The following is a 16,841-nucleotide window of genomic DNA, read 5'->3' as shown; positions in this document are numbered from 1 at the left end:
GAGTGTCGCCACAGGGCAGGCCTTTCGACGCCGGCGGGCCAGCGCCCCCCTCTGTCCCACCGACCTTTAACCTCCTGAACTGCGGTGATGGCTCCGCCTACGCCCACCGCGAACTAGAATTCCCGCTTCCGGCCTCTTCCAGGCAAATTCATGCCTCAAACAACCGCCGATTTGACAACCCATTCCGCGTGTTCGAGGGTAAGTATAGTAATCTTATCGACATTGAGACTGGAGGCGACGATGAGCAGTCACCATATCGCGATGGTCGCGCCCCCAAACTCGTGCGCTTTTGTGTCCCTGTGGGCACAAAGGCTGGTCAAAATGGCCCGCGCGGCTTGAAAACGAAGCAAAATCAGCAGTTCTCGGCTTGTACATCATGTCACTAGAATTTATGTGTCATGCGGGCTTGGACGCGGCGGCAACGCACGCCAGGCGTTTTGCAACCGATGGTTCCATGCCGTCGCATGCCAGAGAAAATTTGATCTCATGCTCACCAAAAAAGGTAAGTACGGCCTCAAGGCGCTTGTCCACCTCGCGCGATTGCCGGCCGGGCAGCTCGCCTTCGTCAACGACGTCGCCACCGGCAACAACATCCCGAAGAAATTTCTCGACGCCATCCTGGGCGAGTTGCGCAATGCCGGCTTCGTCCAGAGCCGCAAGGGCAAGGATGGCGGCTATCGCCTGGCGCGGCCCGCCGACGAGATCAAGGTCGGCCATGTCGTGCGCGTCCTCGACGGTCCGCTGGCGCCGATCCCCTGCGCCAGCCGCACCCAGTACCAGCGCTGTGAAGATTGCAACGAGGCGACATGCCAAGTCCGACATCTGATGCTCGAGGTCCGGCAGGCGATCGCCGAGGTGCTCGATCAGCGCAGCCTCGCCGAAATGCGCGATATCTCTCTCGACGACCTGTCGGTCGGCATCGGCGATCTGCCGGTCGCGGTGAAGGTCCAGGCCTGACACTGGCGCTGCGCAGAGCGAAGGCATGCCTATGACCGGGCGCGCCAACTCCATCATCATTGTCGGTGGCGGCGCCAGCGGCGTCGTGCTGGCCGCGCATCTCCTGAAGTCGCCCAATCCCGACCTGCGCGTCACGCTGATCGAAAGGCGCCCGCATTTCGGTCAGGGCATCGCCTATTCGACGCTGCTGTCGGCGCATGTACTGAATGTCAGCGCCGCCGGCATGAGCGCCTATGCCGACGATCCCGGCAATTTCTGGCGCTGGCTTCAGGAACGCGGCCTGGCAACGGCTGAGGAGGCGCCCTTCTATGCGCCACGCAGCATCTATGCCCGCTATCTCGGCGAGTTGCTGGTCGATCTTGAAGCGCGGGAAAAGCAGAGCGGTCGGCTTCGGCTGATCCGCGAGGAAAGCCTCTCGATCACGCCCACCGCCTCCGGCGTCGAAGTGGCGCTGGCCAACGGCACCAGCGTCGTTGCGCATCTCGCCGTGCTGGCCACCGGCCACGACGAGGAGCCGGCGCAAGGCCATGCCATCAGGATGGGATCGGAAGCCGATACAGCACTTCCGCCCGACGCCGGCGTCATGGTGCTGGGCACCGGCCTCAGCATGGTCGATGCTTTCCTGGCGCTGGAGCAACGCGGCCATCGCGGCGACATCATAGCTGTGTCCAGGCGCGGCCTGCTGCCCTCGCCGCATCGCAAGGGCAATCCGATCAAGCTCGACGTCGCCGACATTCCGCTCGGCACGCAGCTCTCCTATTTCGTCGGCTGGTTCCGCGACCTGATCAAGGAAAACCAGAAGGCCGGCATCGACTGGCGTGACGTCGTCGACGGGCTGCGGCCGTTCAACCAGAAGATCTGGCAGAACTGGCCGGCTTCCGCCAAGCGCCGCTTCGTCGAGCACACTAAGGCCTGGTGGGACATCCACCGCCATCGCATGGCGCCCGAGGTCTACGCCCGTGTCACCGAGGCCGTGCAATCCGGCCGCATCCGCCTGGTCGCCGGCCGCGTCGTCGACATTGCGCGCAACGGCGAATTCACCGTCCAGGTCCAGTCGCGTCACACGCAGCGTCTCGAGACCTTCGAGGTCGCCCGCATCTACGATTGCTCTGGCATCGTCAGGGACATCTCGACCTCGTCGAACAGCGTCGTGCGCTCGCTGGTCGACCGCGGCCTGGCAAGGCCGGATCCGCTGCGCATCGGCCTCGACGTATCGACCAAATGCGAGATCATCGCCGGCGACGGAACCGTTTCGGCCAAGATCCTCGCCGTCGGCCCGCTGACGCGCGGCACCTTCTTCGAGATCGACGCCATCCCCGATATCCGCGTGCAGTGTGCGAGGCTGAGCAAGCAGCTGCTGGGGTAGGCTGTGTCGATATTCAGGTGATGCCGGCCTGCAAATGCGGCTTCCTGTGGCTTCCGGTGCTCACGTACCCAAAAGTACGCTCTGCTCCGGTTCTCGGAATCTGCCATTTTCGGCTCGGCCTGACCTGAATCTCAACACACCCTCCAAGCCCTTGAGGCACAAACCGGAATTTCATTCCGCATCTGGCCGGTTGATTGGCACGATCTATCTTCTTTCCGACTGCAAAGGGCTGGAAAAGAGGCTACGCTGCCGCCCTGCCCAGAGGCGGTCGCTTGGTCATGGAGCATCGATATGAGCGAGCATGAGATCGCCGCACTGGACAGTGCCCCCTCGGAAGCCGAATTGTCCCGCCTGCGTCCGCCCTACAAGTCGGTACTCGACCTGATCGGCCAGACGCCGGTGGTCGAGCTGACCAAGTTCGACACCGGCAAATGCCGGCTGTTCATCAAGCTCGAAAGCCAGAATCCCGGCGGCTCGATCAAGGACCGCATCGCGCTGTCGATGATCGCCGCGGCTGAAAAGCAGGGCAAGCTCAAGCGCGGCGGCACCATCGTCGAGGCGACCGCCGGCAACACCGGGCTTGGCCTCGCCCAGGTCGGCATCCCCAAGGGCTACCGCATCGTGCTGGTCGTGCCCGACAAGATGTCGCGCGAAAAGATCCAGCACCTGCGCGCGCTCGGCGCCGAAGTGCGCATGACGCGCTCCGATGTCGGCAAGGGCCATGCCGAATATTACCAGGACATGGCCGAGAAGATCGCGGCGGAAACGCCCGGCGCCTTCTATGCTAACCAGTTCGCCAACCCGGCCAATCCGCTGGCGCATGAAACCACCACCGGCCCCGAGATCTTTTCGCAGCTCGACGGTGATGTGGATGCCGTGGTGGTCGGCGTCGGCTCGGGGGGCACGCTGACCGGGCTTGGCCGCTACTTCGCAAAAGTGTCGCCGAAGACCGAAATGGTGCTGGCCGATCCGGTCGGCTCGGTGCTGGCGCCGCTGATCAAGACCGGCAAGATGGAAGAGGCCGGCAGCTGGACCGTGGAAGGCATCGGCGAGGATTTCGTGCCGCCCAATGCCGATCTGTCGCTGGTCAAAAAGGCCTATTCGATCCCCGACAAGCAGAGCATGCTGGCGGTGCGCGACCTCTTGTCCAAGGAAGGTATCCTTGCCGGCTCATCGTCGGGCACGCTGCTGTCGGCGGCGCTGCGCTATTGCCGCGAGCAGACGGTGCCCAAACGCGTCGTCACCTTCGTCTGCGACAGTGGCAACAAGTACCTGTCGAAAGTGTTCGACGATTTCTGGCTGGCCGAGCAGGGGCTGGCCGAGCACGAGCAGCATGGCGATCTGCGCGACCTGGTGATGCGCTCGCACCGCACCGGCGACACCGTCTATGTCGGCCCGGACGAAAGCCTGCTCAATGCCTATGGCCGCATGCGCCGCTCCGATGTCTCGCAGCTGCCGGTGCTCGACAATGGCAAGCTCGTCGGCATCGTTGACGAAAGCGACATCCTGGCCAAGGTCGACGGCCCTTATGACGGCCGCTGGGAGCGCTTCAACGGCCCGGTGCGCACGGCCATGACCTCCAACCTGCACACGCTGCAGGCCAGCCAGACGCTGGACGCGCTGCTGCCGGTGTTCGACCGCAACGAGGTCGCCATCATCTTCGACGGCGACGAATTCGTCGGCCTGATAACCCGCATCGACCTGATCAACCATCTGAGGCGCGCACGATGACCAGCAATACTCCGCCAGCCGGGAAAAACCGACTGGCTTTCTCGACGCGCACCATCCATGGCGGCCAGAGCCACGACCCGCTGACCGGCGCGGTAATGGTGCCGATCTACGCCACCTCGACCTATGGCCAGCAATCGCCCGGCGTGCACAAGGGCTTTGAATATGCCCGCAGCCAGAACCCGACGCGCTTTGCCTTCGAGCGCGCCGTGGCCGACCTCGAAAGCGGCTCGGCCGCCTTCGCCTTCGCGTCAGGGCTGGCGGCGATCGCCACCGTGCTGGAGCTGCTCGATTCCGGTGCGCATATCGTCGCCACCGACGACATCTATGGCGGTTCCTTCCGGCTGATGGAGCGGGTGCGCAAGCGCTCGGCCGATCTGCGGGTCTCGTTCGTCGACTTCACCGACCTCGCCGCCGTGGAGGCCGCGATCCGGCCCGAGACGAAAATGCTGTGGGTCGAAACCCCCACCAACCCGCTGCTGCGCATCGTCGACCTCGAAGGCGTCGCCGCACTTGCCAGGCGCAAGGGGATTCTCACGGTCGCCGACAACACCTTCTGCAGCCCCTATATCCAGCGGCCGCTGGAGCTCGGCATCGATATCGTCGTGCATTCGACGACCAAATATCTCAATGGCCATTCCGATATGGTCGGCGGCGTCGCCGTGGTCGGCGACAACAAGGATCTGGCCGCCCAGCTGAAATTCCTGCAGAACGCCATCGGCGCCATTTCGGGCCCGTTCGACAGTTTTCTGGCGCTGCGCGGGCTGAAAACGCTGGCGCTGCGCATGGAGCGCCATTCCGCCAACGGCCTGAAGATCGCGCAATGGCTGGAAGCGCGCCGCGACGTCCGCCGCGTCATCTATCCCGGCCTCGCCAGCCACCCGCAGCACGCCGTCGCCGTCCAGCAGATGCATGCCTTCGGCGGCATGATCACAGCCGTGCTCGACCGCGACCTAGCCGGCACCAAAAAGTTCCTCGAACGCACGCAATTGTTCACGCTCGCCGAAAGCCTCGGCGGTGTGGAGAGCCTGATCGAACACCCGGCGCTGATGACGCATGGCTCCATACCGGCGGAGAAACGGGCCGAGATCGGCATATCGGATTCGCTGGTAAGGTTGTCGGCGGGGATCGAGGATGGCGATGATCTGATTGCGGATCTGGAGCAGGCGCTGGGGGGCTAGAAGCTCAATCAACTTGCAACTTCAGCGTTGCCCCTCATCGCCCTGCCTTGGCTCCTTTCCTTTCCCTCCGGAGGGGGAGAGGGGCTCGGCGAAGCCGAGACGGAGTGGGGGAAGGCGTTCGCAGACGCGCAGTCGCCGCAAGACAGGCACAATCTGACGAGCAAGAGACCTCAGGCGCGCGGCGAGGGTCGACCCCCACTCCGTCGAGCTTCGCTCGACACCTCTCCCCCGATCGACGGGGGAGAGGAAGGGCAAAGGGCGGCGCCGACGTCTTATGATGATGGACCGGCCAATTGACCCCGAACCCTATCTGCCCGAAATGTAGCGCCCCATGGCCACGCGCGAACCACCCAAGCCCACTGAACCCCTCACTTTCGCCGTGCTGGTGTTCCCAGGTTTTCCGATGATGGCGTTCAGCTCGGTCATCGAGCCGCTGCGCGCCGCCAATGTCCTGGCGAAAAGAGAATGCTATCGCTGGATCATCGTCGGCGGCACGAAGGGTGCGGTCGAGGCGTCGAACGGCGTCGTCATCCAGCCGGGCTTTTACGCCGAGGATGCCCCGAAGGTCGACCGCATCGTCGTCTGCTCGGGCGGCGATGCCGATCACCTCGTCGCCGAGGACGCGGCACACTGGATCCGCAAGAGCCTGCGCAATGGCGCCCATATCGGTGCGGTGGCGGATGCCGCGTTCTTCCTGGCGCGCGCCGGCCTGCTCGACGGCCATGCCTGCACCTTGCACTGGACCAGCCAGGCCGCCTTCACCGAAGCCTTCCCCAACATCGAGCTCAGGCGCGACCTCTATGTCATCGACCGCAAGCGCTTCACCTCGGCCGGCGGCGTCGGCAGCCTCGACATGATGCTGGAGATCATCACCCGCGACTACGGCGCCGAGCTTGCCGCCGGCGTCGCCGAATGGTTCGTGCACAGCCAGCTGCGCTCCAGCATCGACCGCAAGATGATGCCGCTGCGCCTGCGCACCGGGGTCCAGAACGAGCTGGTGCTGTCGGCCATCGCCATCATGGAGGATGCGGTCGAGGAACGGCTCGGCATGGCCGAGCTGACCGCGAAGCTCGGCGTCTCATCCGACAAGCTCGAGCGCTCCTTCCGCTCCGAACTCGCCATCTCGCCGAACGGCTATTACCGCCGGCTCAGGCTGAAACGTGCCGCCGACCTGCTGGCGCATTCGACGCTCGCCGTGCGCGACGTGGCGCTGGCGTGTGGGTTTGCCTCGATGTCGAGTTTTGCCCGGGCGTTTCGCGAGGAGCATGGCCATCCGCCGAAACTGGCGCGGCGGCATTAGGCTTGGCGCTCGCTGACGCGATGAGATGTTGGCGCATCTCTTGTTAGGCCAGCGGCATCCCGCACAACAGCTGCGGTTTCCCGCACAATCCCTCCGCCCCGCCTGCGCCATGCTGCGACCTCGCAACCCAGCCAAGGCCGAGCCCCTATGAGCATCGTCGTTTTCGACCCCGACAGCACCGAGGACGTGGACTTCAAGGACCGCATGCGCCACCCCGCGGCGGCCGATCCGGCCGGCGGCATGTGGCTGTCGGACACCGAGCCGTCCTTCATCGATGCCGACGCCCTGCGCAAGGGCCGGCTGGCCAAGCTGCGCGGCTGGATGCGCGAGGCCGGCTATGGCGGCGTGGTGCTGTTCGATCCGTACAACCAGCGCTACGCCACCGGCTCGCGCAACATGTTCGGCTATTTCCTGCGCAACTCGACCCGCTATTTCTTTATCCCGACCGACGGGCCGATCGTGCTGTTCGAATATCCGCAGAGCTATCATGTCTCCATGGTGCTCGACACGATCGACGAGGCGCGGCCTTCCAAGCTGGTCTGGTCGTCGGTCTCGGGCCGCGACGACGAGACCGCAGGTCCGTTCGCCGACGAGATCGCCGAGCTTTTGAAAAAGCATGGCGGCGGCTCGATGAAGCTCGGCCTCGACCGCTGCAGCCATCTGCAGGCGCTGGCGCTGGAAAAGCGCGGCTGTGAGGTCAGGGATTGCCAGGGCGAAATCCTGGCGGTGCGCGCGGTGAAGACGCCGGAGGAAGTGAAATGCCTGCAGGTGTCGATGGCCGGCGCCGAGGCTGCCGTCTATGCGGTGCGTGAGGCGATCAAGCCTGGCGTTTCCGAAAACGACCTGTTCGCCATCATGTATGGCGAGGTCATCCGCCAGGGCGGCGAGTTCATCGAGACGCGGCTGCTGACATCAGGCCAGCGCACCAACCCGTGGTTCAACGAGGCCAGCGGCCGCAAGATCCGCCCCGGCGAACTCTTGGCGCTCGATACCGACACCATCGGCTGCTACGGCTATTATTCGGATTTCTCGCGCACCTTCCGCTGCGGGCCGGGCAAGCCGACGCCCTACCAGAAGTCGCTCTACCGCATGGCGCATGACCAGGTTCAGCACAACATTTCGATCGTCAAGCCCGGCATGGCCTTCCGCGAGATCGCCGAGCAGGCGTGGAAGATCCCCGACCGTTTCGTCGACCAGCGCTACACCTCGGTCATGCACGGCGTCGGCATGCATGGCGAGACACCGTTCATCGCGCACGCCATGGATTACGAGACCTATGGCCGCGACGGCCATATCGTGCCAGGCATGGTGGTGAGCGTCGAAAGCTATATCGGCGAAAAGGGCGGCCGCGAGGGCGTCAAGCTGGAGGACGAGATCCTGATCACCGAGACGGGCACGGAGTTGCTGTCGCGCTTTCCTTATGAGGACGAGTTTCTGGAGACGCAGGTTTGATACGGGCAACCAATGAGCGCCTCGTTGCCTGGCGCCCCCCTCTGTCCCGCCGGCATACGGAAGGGTCTTTGACTGCCTCGCCCATGCATCACACAGGCGCCGCATGAAAACGCCCATCTCCCTCAAGCGCGGCACGGTGGCCGCGATCTTCATCGACCTGCAGGAAGAGCACCGGCAGGACCCGCGCTACCTCGTCGAGGGCTTTCCCACGATCCTCGCCAACGTCCAGCGCCTGCAGGCGGCGGCGCGGCAGAACCATGTGCCGCTCTACCACTGGGCCTACATCGTCGATCTCGACAGCCAGGACCGCCCGTTTCATCCGCTCGGCGAGGACGGCAAGTCGGCCTTCTCCGACAAGAGCGATCCGCTGACCGAGATCTGCCATGAGGTGGCGCCGATCAACGGCGAGGCGCTGCTGATCAAGGCCGAGGCCAGCGCCTTCCGCACCGGGCTGGCGGCGCGCGACATCAAGTCGGCCGGCATCGAATGGCTGGTTGTTGCAGGCGTCTGGACCGAGGCCTGCATCGACGCTTCCGTCAAGGATGCGGTGGCAAAAGGTTTTCGCGTGCTGCTGGTCAAGGATGCCTGCGGCAGCGGCAGCGCGGCCATGCACCAGACCGGCATAATCAACCTCGCCAACCGGCTCTATGGCGGCGCCGTCACCGACACCGACGGCGCCTGCCGGCTGCTGGCCGGCGAGACCGTCACCGCCTGGCAGGTCGAGGGCTCGGTGCCGCTGCGCTTCACCTTCGACAACGCGGCCCAACTTTACGCGGATCTATGACTGCCGAAAGCATGACTCGCGGCAAATACGAAACCCGGCTCGACCCGGCGCTGTGGGCCTATATCGACGCGGTCAACGCCTGGTATCCGCCGGAAATCACCGGCCTGCCGATCGACAAGCAGCGCGTGGTCTACGACAGGATGAGCCGCGCCTTCCATCAGGGCCGCCCGGCTGGCGTCAAGGGCAGCGACGGGCTGATCGCCGCCGCCGGCCGCGACATCCCGGTCCGGCGCTACCGGCTCGAGGGCAACGCCGCCAAGGCGATGGTGATCTACTACCACGGCGGCGGCTTCATCCTCGGCGGGTTGGAAAGCCATGACGACATCTGCGCCGAGCTCTGCGCCGGCACAGGTTTCGACGTGCTGTCGGTCGATTACCGGCTGGCGCCGGAGCATCTTCATCCCGCCGCCTTCGACGATGCGGTGGCCGCCTTCGAATGGGCAGCGGCGAGATCAGGCCTGCCGCTGGTGCTGTGCGGCGAAAGCGCCGGCGGCAATCTGGCCGCGGCGGTGGCGCAGGCGACGCGCCGGCACGCCAGCGCTGCCATTGGCCAGGTGCTGATCTACCCCGAGCTCGGCGGCGACGAGGGCGCCGGCTCCTACATCGAACACGCCGACGCGCCGCTGCTGTCGGTGGCCGACGTCGCCTTCTACCGCGACGTCCGCTCGGCCAGGCGCCAATCGCTGGACGATCCGACTTTTGCGCCGCTGCGCGACAAGGATTTCACCGGCCTGCCGCCGACGGTGATCGTCACCGCCGAATGCGACCCGCTGTCCTCGGATGGCGAGACCTACCGCGACCGCATTGTGGCCGCCGGCGGCAAGGCGTGGTGGCACGAAGAGCCGAGGCTGGTGCACAGCTTCCTGCGCGCCCGCACCACGGTGCCGGCGGCGGCGGAAGCGTTTGCGCGGATCGTCGGCGCGGTTGCAGCGCTGGGTAAGGGCGAGTGGCCGCATTGAGCAGTTGCCGACGGTAAAGCGCCAATCTCCCCCCTTGAGGGGGAGATGCCCGGCAGGGCAGAGGGGGGCGCTGTCCCGCCGACCTACCTTTCTGATTGAAGTTCAGACTGACGTGTCTTGGTAACGAAGTGCACCGAAGGTTTGCGATCCTTGGCGCCCCCCTCTGTCCTGCCGGACATCTCCCCCTCAAGGGGGGAGATTAGCCCCGCGGAGCGCCGCACAATCACTGCGGAAAAGCGAACACTCCGCAGCGTCACCCCGCTCTATCATTCCCCCTCAGGCAACGGCGCCCCGGCGGTCGCGTCCGCCCCCGCGCCTGTCGATCGGCCGGGGCGATTTTTCTGTGCATGCCATTGTCCCAAAACCGCTGGGCACCTTTGGGCGGCATGCATCAACAACAGGGGAACGACGATGAAATTCATGCTGACCGACCGCAAACTCCACCCGCAGGCCAAACCCGTCGCCGACGATTTCAAGGCCGGCGGCATCAACCGCCGCGAATATCTGGCGCTGATGGCCGGGCTCGGCGTCAGCGCCGCCGGGGCGCTGGCGCTGGGCGGACTTGGCACCATCCCTGCCCGCGCGGCGGAACCCAAGAAGGGCGGCGTCCTGCGCGTCGCCATGAACGTCAAGGGTTTCAAGGACCCGCGCACCTTCGACGGCGTGGAGATGTCGAATGTCGCCCGCCACTGCAACGAATATCTGGTGCGCTGGAACACCGACTTCTCCTTCGAGCCCTGGCTGCTCGAAAGCTGGGAGGCGAGCGACGACGCCAGGACGCTGACCCTGCATGTGCGCAAGGGCATCTCCTGGTCGAACGGCGATGCCTTCAACGCCGACGATGTCATCCACAACCTCACCCGCTGGTGCGACGCTTCCGTGCCCGGCAATTCGGTCGCCGCGCGCATGGGCGCGCTGGTCAATGCCGACACCAAGAAGGTCGTCGATGGCGGCATCGAAAAGGTCGACGACTTCACCATCAAGCTGAACCTGCCCAAGCCCGACATCTCGCTGATCGCCGGCATGGCCGACTATCCCGCACTGATCATGCACCGCTCCTATGAGGGCGACGGCGATCCCCTGAAGGCGCTGGCCATCACCACCGGTCCCTGCGAGCTGGTCAGCTGGGATGCCGAGACGGGTGCCGAGGTGAAGCGCAAAGAAAAGCCCTGGTGGAAGGGCGAATTCTACTTGGACGGCATCAAATGGGTCGACTACGGCTCCGACCCCAACGCCATGCTCTCGGCCTTCGAATCCGGCGAGATCGACACCGACCACGAGACCGCTTCCGATGCCGTCTCGCAGACCGAGACGATGGGGCTGATGAATTCCGAGATCGCCACCGGCTCGACCATCGTCGCCCGCTTCAATGTCGCCAACGCGCCCTATGACGACGTCAAGGTGCGCCGCGCCGCCCAGCTCGCCGTCGACAATGCCGCCGTGCTGGCGCTCGGCCTCGGCGGCCGCGGCAAGCCCGCCGACAACCACCATGTCGGCCCCATGCACCCCGAATATGCCGATATCGGCCCGGCGAAGCGCGACGTCGAGCAGTCGAAGAAGCTGTTGGCCGAGGCCGGCAAATCAGACCACGAGTTCGAGCTCATCTCCGTCGACGTCGAATGGCAAAAGAGCACCGGCGACGCCATCGGCGCGCAGATGCGCGAGGCCGGCCTCAAGATCAAGCGCACCGTGCTGCCCGCCGCCACCTTCTGGAACGACTGGAGCAAATACCCCTTCTCCTGCACCGAATGGCTCGGCCGCCCGCTCGGCGTCCAGGTGCTGGCGCTGGCGTATAAATCCGGCGCCGCCTGGAACGAAAGCGCCTATGCCAATCCCGAATTCGACACGCTGCTCGACAAGGCGCTGGCCACCCCGGACGCCAAGACGCGCAAGGAGATCATGGCCGGCATCGAGAAGAACCTGCGCGATTCAGGCATCATCATCCAACCCTACTGGCGCTCGGTCTACCGGACGTACCGCAAGGGCGTGGAAGGTTGCGAACAGCACCAGGCGCTGGAGCAGCACTTTGATAAGGTGTGGATTGAGAGTTGAGAGGCGGTCCGCGCTAGCGGACGTAAAGCCAATTGCTTGGCTTTACGAGCCTCGAACGCTCTGAGCCTGCGAAGGGCCGGGCGACGGTGATGCGCCGGCATTTCTAACCTTCTCCCCTTGTGGGAGAAGGTGGATTGCCGCGCAGCGGCAAGACGGATGAGGGGTGTTCCAGCTTGGCGATACGCCAACAGTAAACGCCCTGAACCAGAGCAGAACCTTCACCGCCTCACTCCGTCACGCACCCCTCATCCGTCTCGGCGCTGCGCGCCGATCCACCTTCTCCCACAAGGGGAGAAGGTCAGAAGCGTCAGCGCCCCTTCAAGTGCAGGGCTAGCCGGTGGATCGCTGCGATCATCTGCGGGTTGAAAATGGCCGGCGCGAATGCCGGTGAGGCAGTTGCCTGAGCCCGCGCCGGCCACTGGCGAACCTGGGTCCGCCGCCCGGATTTTTTACCGCCCCGCCGATGCCCGATCAACCAGGCCGGACGCTTGGTACGCAAGCGAACAAAGCTTCACCGCTCCGCCCTCAGCAGCGTCCAGATCCAGCCGACAAAGGTCAGCACCAGGAACGGATAACCGGCGGCGGGCAGCGGTGCGGAGGTCGGCAGCAAGGGCGCACCCCAGAGGATCATGCAAGCCGAGACGACAAACAGCGCGGCGGCCACCAGCGCGGTGAGCCGCATCCACAGGGCAAATGTCCTGGGCACGCTGACCATGACCAGTGCCGCCGCCCAAAGCGAGATGCCGCCGACATAGGAGGGCACGCTGGCCTCCAGCCCCGCCGCATTGCCCGCCATTAGCAGGGTTTCGCCGGCCAGGAAGGTCAGGAACCCGGCAGCGATGCAGTCATGGCCCAGCCGCTGGTATTTCATCGTCAGCAGCGCGGTGGCGACCACCAGTGCGGCACCGTCGATCGTCCAGAGTGTTTCGCGAAGTGGGGCGCTGGCGACGAAGGTGCCGGCAAGGCCGAGAGAAGCGACGGTGTCTGATGTGGACGTGGGACGTTTCAAAGAATGGTCTGCTGCGCGGAGGTAACGCATCGGCCGGTGCGTATTTGACCGCATCGGGCAAGGCAACGACCGCTCGTAAGTGGCAGATCAGCAGTTATGTTCTCACGTGGATGTAAAGGATCAGAGGCCACGTACAATCGGAAGGAAGAAAATCTGTATTTAGATTTGCAGTCGTTGAAAATTTCAGCGACTCACTAGAGATTCTGCGCACGCGATATGGATCGCCGTTTTTAAGGGGATATCGAATGTCTTTGGAGCGTATCCACCTAAGAAAATTACTGAGATTTTTCTACCTGCCAACCAAAGCAAGAATCGCTGCTCTTCGGGACGACATCCGATCGGATCTCAGGAAGGATGCCGGCGTGGCGTCAGGGGGTGGGGATTATCATGTCCCTTTCTGGACAGACGCTAAACAGCACGCCGCAGGACAGGGAGATTTGCCTCAACTCACCCATAGCCGTGTCGCCGCGAATCCGCGCCGCCAGAGACTCTACCCTTTGCTGCAAGCAGGCTTTCTAACTTGGTGGAATGAGAAACGGCGTTGGATAAATGAGCCGTTTCAGATTTTAGACTATAGCGTGAAGAATCATTTTCGCCTGCCGACAGTCAACTGTGTCGTAAAAATCGAGAATTTGCTTTCCGTCAAAATCGGCGACGAATCTCACCGCCTAGTATATCCATACTTTAGCGAAGAGCCTGTGTTAAATGAGGAAGGATCTAGGCTAGGTATCTGGATACTCAGTCAGTCACTTCCGAATTTTTCGCCTAATGACTTCCGTGTGTTGGATGTCCTTCGAGGCACGTCTTTTGCAACAATCGATCACCCTCTGCAGGGAAATGAGGAGGCGCTGTTCATGGGCTACTATAATGCACTCCTAACTGAGTGGGAAAAACTTCGAGAGGAGTATCGCTAGAACGCGCCCCCTCTTGCTCGTCGCTTGCCCAAAAAGGAAGGCCGGAGCGTCATTGGGAACAAAGACTAATTTGATCGTGTGGTGAATAGCAGACTTGTCAATGGTTGGCCGGGCATACCCATCTCTGGCGTTTTTTGAATGTCATATTCGATGTCCGCTGCTCGTAGAGCTGCGATGAGAGTCTTCGCGTCCTCAGTCAGCATTTCTCCAGCATGCGATTGGACGGCTATTCCGGTGGGTGGTGGATTACCTAATCCCATCACACCGCCCTCCATCAGATCCCAACCAAGCTTCCTAAGCAAAGTACCAAATTGGGCATATATTTTACTGCTCTCGGAACTGCCCATATCTCTGATCAACTTGATAGATCCCGGCTTTTTGACGAGATGGGTCGAAAGAATTCTCGATTGCTCTGGGTCAAGGTTTCTTGGCTCCAGTGCGGCAAGCCGCCTCTCTAATCCAGAAATCAGGCTCCTAGCCTCGTCAGGTGTCGCGCCATTTAGCTTAGATTGATACTCGGCAATTCTCTCATCCTTTGCGATATGCCGATTTTCCAATGTAGCAATGTCACTTTTCAGATTTGAGATTGTCCTATTCAGCCACGTCCGCCCTACAGCTACGCCACCACCGCCTATGATGACGACCATAGTGACGAACACCCAAGGTGCTTCAATCACCACTGCCCAGTTATCTTTGAGAAATTGAATCGGATCATTCATGCTTAAATTCATAGCAGCGCGGCCATGGTACGTCACCGCATCCCTGCATTGGAGACATAATAAACATAGCGTGCTTCACATCGCGAATCGCGCTATGTTCATCATCTGTTCGAAGGAGGTCTATATGGCTAAGAACACAGGGGACGACTATCGTCGGGGTGCGGTAACCGGCAGAACCCAATTCCAGCACGAAAATGGCGATTGGCAAAAACGCGACGAGCGAAACGGCCAATTCATGGAGCGTAAATCCACGGAAGGCCCTTTCAAAGGTGTCGCGAAAGAGCCGGACGGTCGGGATACAAAGAATTCCTGACTCTGCACTGTTGGTGGCTAACCCCCACCGCGCAGCGTCCACGCCCCGCTGGCGGGGGGCCCGCTGCCTCCGGCAGCCCCGCTTTCGAAGATGATGACTTGGCGCGCTCAGCGCGCCAGCCGGCTTCTCAATCCCCCATCTTCAGCGCTTGGATAAACGCCTCCTGCGGGATATCCACCTTGCCGAACTGGCGCATCCGCTTCTTGCCTTCTTTCTGCTTATCCAGCAGCTTGCGTTTGCGCGAGACGTCGCCGCCGTAGCATTTGGCGGTGACGTCCTTGCGCAGCGCGGAGATGGTTTCGCGGGCGATGACCTTGCCGCCGATGGCGGCCTGGATCGGGATCTTGAACAGGTGGTGCGGGATCAGCTCCTTCAGCTTCTCGCACATCTGCCTTCCGCGCTTTTCCGCCGCCGTGCGGTGCACCAGCATGGAGAGCGCATCCACCGGCTCCTCATTGACCAGGATCGACATCTTCACCAGGTCGCCCTCGCGGTAGTCGGTCAGGTGATAGTCGAAGGAGGCGTAGCCCTTGGAGATCGACTTCAGCCGGTCGTAGAAATCGAAGACGACCTCGTTGAGCGGCAGGTCGTAGATCAGCATGGCGCGCTTGCCGACATAGGACAGGTCGGCCTGGATGCCGCGCCGGTCCTGGCAGAGTTTCAATATGCCGCCGAGATAGTCGTCGGGGGTCAGGATGGTGGCGCGGATCCACGGCTCCTCGATGGCCGAGATTTTCACCACGTCGGGCATGTCGGCCGGGTTGTGCAGTTCCTTCATCGAGCCGTCGGTCAGAGCCAGCCGGTAAACGACGCTCGGTGCCGTGGCGATCAGGTCGAGGTTGAACTCGCGCTCCAGCCGCTCCTGGATGATTTCGAGATGTAAGAGGCCAAGGAAGCCGCAGCGATAGCCGAAGCCGAGCGCGGCGCTGGTTTCCATTTCAAAAGAGAAGCTGGCGTCGTTGAGGCGCAGCTTGCCGACCGCGGCGCGGAGATCCTCGAAATCGGCGGCGTCGACCGGGAACAGGCCGCAGAACACCACCGGCTGCGCCGGCTTGAAGCCGGGCAGCGCCTTGGCGGTGGCGCGCTTGTCTTCGGTGATGGTGTCGCCGACGCGGGTGTCGGCCACTTCCTTGATCGAGCCGGTGAAGAAGCCGAACTCGCCGGGGCCGAGCTCCTCGACATTGATGCGCGCCGGCGTGAACACGCCGGTGCGCTCGACCAGATATTTGGCGCCGGTGCCCATCATGCGGATGGTCTGGCCCTTCTTCAGCACGCCGTCGATGACGCGCACCAGCACGATGACGCCGAGATAGGCGTCGTACCAGCTGTCGACCAGCATCGCCTTCAGGGGCGCCGTGGCGTCGCCTTCGCGCGGCGGCGGCAATTGGTGGACGATGGCCTCCAGGACATCCGGAATGCCGAGGCCGGTCTTGGCCGAGATCAGCACGGCGTTGGAGGCGTCGATGCCGATCACCTCCTCGACCTGCTCGCGGATGCGCTCGGGCTCGGCGGCCGGCAGGTCGACCTTGTTCAGCACCACGACAATCTCGTGGTTGTTGTCGATCGCCTGGTAGACATTGGCCAGCGTCTGTGCCTCGACGCCCTGGGAGGCGTCGACCACCAGCAGCGAGCCCTCGCAGGCGGCCAGCGAACGCGACACTTCATAGGCGAAGTCGACATGTCCGGGCGTGTCGATCAAATTGAGGATATAGTCCTCGCCATTGTTGGCGCGGTACTTCAGCCGCACCGTCTGCGCCTTGATGGTGATGCCGCGCTCGCGCTCGATGTCCATCGAGTCCAGCACCTGCTCCTTCATGTCGCGCAGCTCCAGCCCGCCGGTCAGCTGGATCAGCCTGTCGGCAAGCGTGGATTTGCCATGGTCGATATGGGCGACGATGGAGAAATTGCGGATGTGGTCGAGGGGCGTGCTCATGGCGCGCGTTTAGCAGGGGTGGCTTGCCCGAGCAAGCTGTGCGCCTTTGCCGGAGCAGGCAGCACGGGCACCTGTCGCTTTTTTCGCGCTTTTCGCGAAAAATCTATAAATTTTAACCAAGCCCGTTAGAGCATAATTTGCGAACGGGATGTTAGCGGAGGGAAATATCTGATG

At 63.0% G+C, this 16,841-nt stretch carries 14 protein-coding genes; 11 read left to right on the top strand and 3 right to left on the bottom strand.

The annotated features are described in order from the left end of the window. The first annotated feature begins 486 nt into the window (after window positions 1-486). From AC0NIL_RS04290 to AC0NIL_RS04250, 9 genes are all read left to right on the top strand, one after another. Window positions 487-957, top strand: a complete 471-nt coding sequence (locus AC0NIL_RS04290; protein WP_013528705.1) for an RrF2 family transcriptional regulator — start codon at window positions 487-489, stop codon at window positions 955-957. Between the two features lie 31 nt (window positions 958-988). Beyond that, window positions 989-2,323 carry an FAD/NAD(P)-binding protein gene (locus tag AC0NIL_RS04285; RefSeq protein WP_064992682.1) on the top strand — a complete coding sequence of 445 codons (1,335 nt, stop codon included), beginning with the start codon at window positions 989-991 and terminating at the stop codon, window positions 2,321-2,323. 291 nt (window positions 2,324-2,614) lie between these two features. After that, the gene (locus AC0NIL_RS04280) at window positions 2,615-4,054 is read left to right on the top strand and encodes a pyridoxal-phosphate dependent enzyme (protein WP_064992683.1); all 1,440 of its coding nucleotides are present in this window, start codon (window positions 2,615-2,617) and stop codon (window positions 4,052-4,054) included. After that, entirely contained in the window at window positions 4,051-5,232 is a 1,182-nt protein-coding gene (locus AC0NIL_RS04275) for a trans-sulfuration enzyme family protein (RefSeq protein ID WP_473574073.1), read from the top strand. Before AC0NIL_RS04280 ends, AC0NIL_RS04275 begins: the two co-directional genes overlap by 4 nt. Before the next feature lie 331 nt (window positions 5,233-5,563). Next, window positions 5,564-6,532, top strand: a complete 969-nt coding sequence (locus tag AC0NIL_RS04270; RefSeq protein ID WP_013528701.1) for a GlxA family transcriptional regulator — start codon at window positions 5,564-5,566, stop codon at window positions 6,530-6,532. Window positions 6,533-6,679: 147 nt separating this feature from the next. After that, window positions 6,680-7,984, top strand: coding sequence for a M24 family metallopeptidase (locus tag AC0NIL_RS04265; RefSeq protein WP_127385197.1), 1,305 nt, complete (start codon window positions 6,680-6,682; stop codon window positions 7,982-7,984). 103 nt (window positions 7,985-8,087) lie between these two features. Then, window positions 8,088-8,768, top strand: coding sequence for an isochorismatase family protein (locus AC0NIL_RS04260; RefSeq protein WP_473572850.1), 681 nt, complete (start codon window positions 8,088-8,090; stop codon window positions 8,766-8,768). 11 nt (window positions 8,769-8,779) lie between these two features. Continuing rightward, complete coding sequence (locus AC0NIL_RS04255) at window positions 8,780-9,727, top strand: alpha/beta hydrolase (RefSeq protein ID WP_473572849.1); 948 nt, start codon at window positions 8,780-8,782, stop codon at window positions 9,725-9,727. A gap of 411 nt (window positions 9,728-10,138) precedes the next feature. Then, a complete protein-coding gene (locus AC0NIL_RS04250) occupies window positions 10,139-11,779 on the top strand; it encodes an ABC transporter substrate-binding protein (RefSeq protein ID WP_473572848.1) in 1,641 nt (546 codons plus the stop codon). A 511-nt stretch (window positions 11,780-12,290) separates the two neighbouring features. On the opposite strand, the gene AC0NIL_RS04245 is transcribed toward AC0NIL_RS04250, so the two are convergent. Next, entirely contained in the window at window positions 12,291-12,788 is a 498-nt protein-coding gene (locus AC0NIL_RS04245; protein WP_024504104.1) for a hypothetical protein, read from the bottom strand. Between the two features lie 245 nt (window positions 12,789-13,033). Here AC0NIL_RS04245 and AC0NIL_RS04240 point away from each other — a divergent pair, with 245 nt between their 5' ends. After that, the gene (locus AC0NIL_RS04240) at window positions 13,034-13,702 is read left to right on the top strand and encodes a hypothetical protein (RefSeq protein WP_024504103.1); all 669 of its coding nucleotides are present in this window, start codon (window positions 13,034-13,036) and stop codon (window positions 13,700-13,702) included. Between the two features lie 65 nt (window positions 13,703-13,767). Here the strand turns inward: AC0NIL_RS04240 and AC0NIL_RS04235 are convergent, their stop codons facing one another. After that, window positions 13,768-14,421 carry a hypothetical protein gene (locus AC0NIL_RS04235; protein ID WP_473572847.1) on the bottom strand — a complete coding sequence of 218 codons (654 nt, stop codon included), beginning with the start codon at window positions 14,419-14,421 and terminating at the stop codon, window positions 13,768-13,770. A 124-nt stretch (window positions 14,422-14,545) separates the two neighbouring features. On the opposite strand from AC0NIL_RS04235, the gene AC0NIL_RS04230 reads away from it, so the two are divergent. Beyond that, the gene (locus AC0NIL_RS04230; RefSeq protein WP_024504101.1) at window positions 14,546-14,734 is read left to right on the top strand and encodes a hypothetical protein; all 189 of its coding nucleotides are present in this window, start codon (window positions 14,546-14,548) and stop codon (window positions 14,732-14,734) included. Between the two features lie 127 nt (window positions 14,735-14,861). On the opposite strand, the gene lepA is transcribed toward AC0NIL_RS04230, so the two are convergent. Then, window positions 14,862-16,667 carry a translation elongation factor 4 gene (gene lepA, locus AC0NIL_RS04225; RefSeq protein ID WP_224619056.1) on the bottom strand — a complete coding sequence of 602 codons (1,806 nt, stop codon included), beginning with the start codon at window positions 16,665-16,667 and terminating at the stop codon, window positions 14,862-14,864. Between the last annotated feature and the right edge of the window lie 174 nt (window positions 16,668-16,841).

This window comes from Mesorhizobium sp. WSM1343 (genome assembly GCF_055901535.1).
This window is presented reverse-complemented; position numbering and strand designations above follow the sequence as displayed.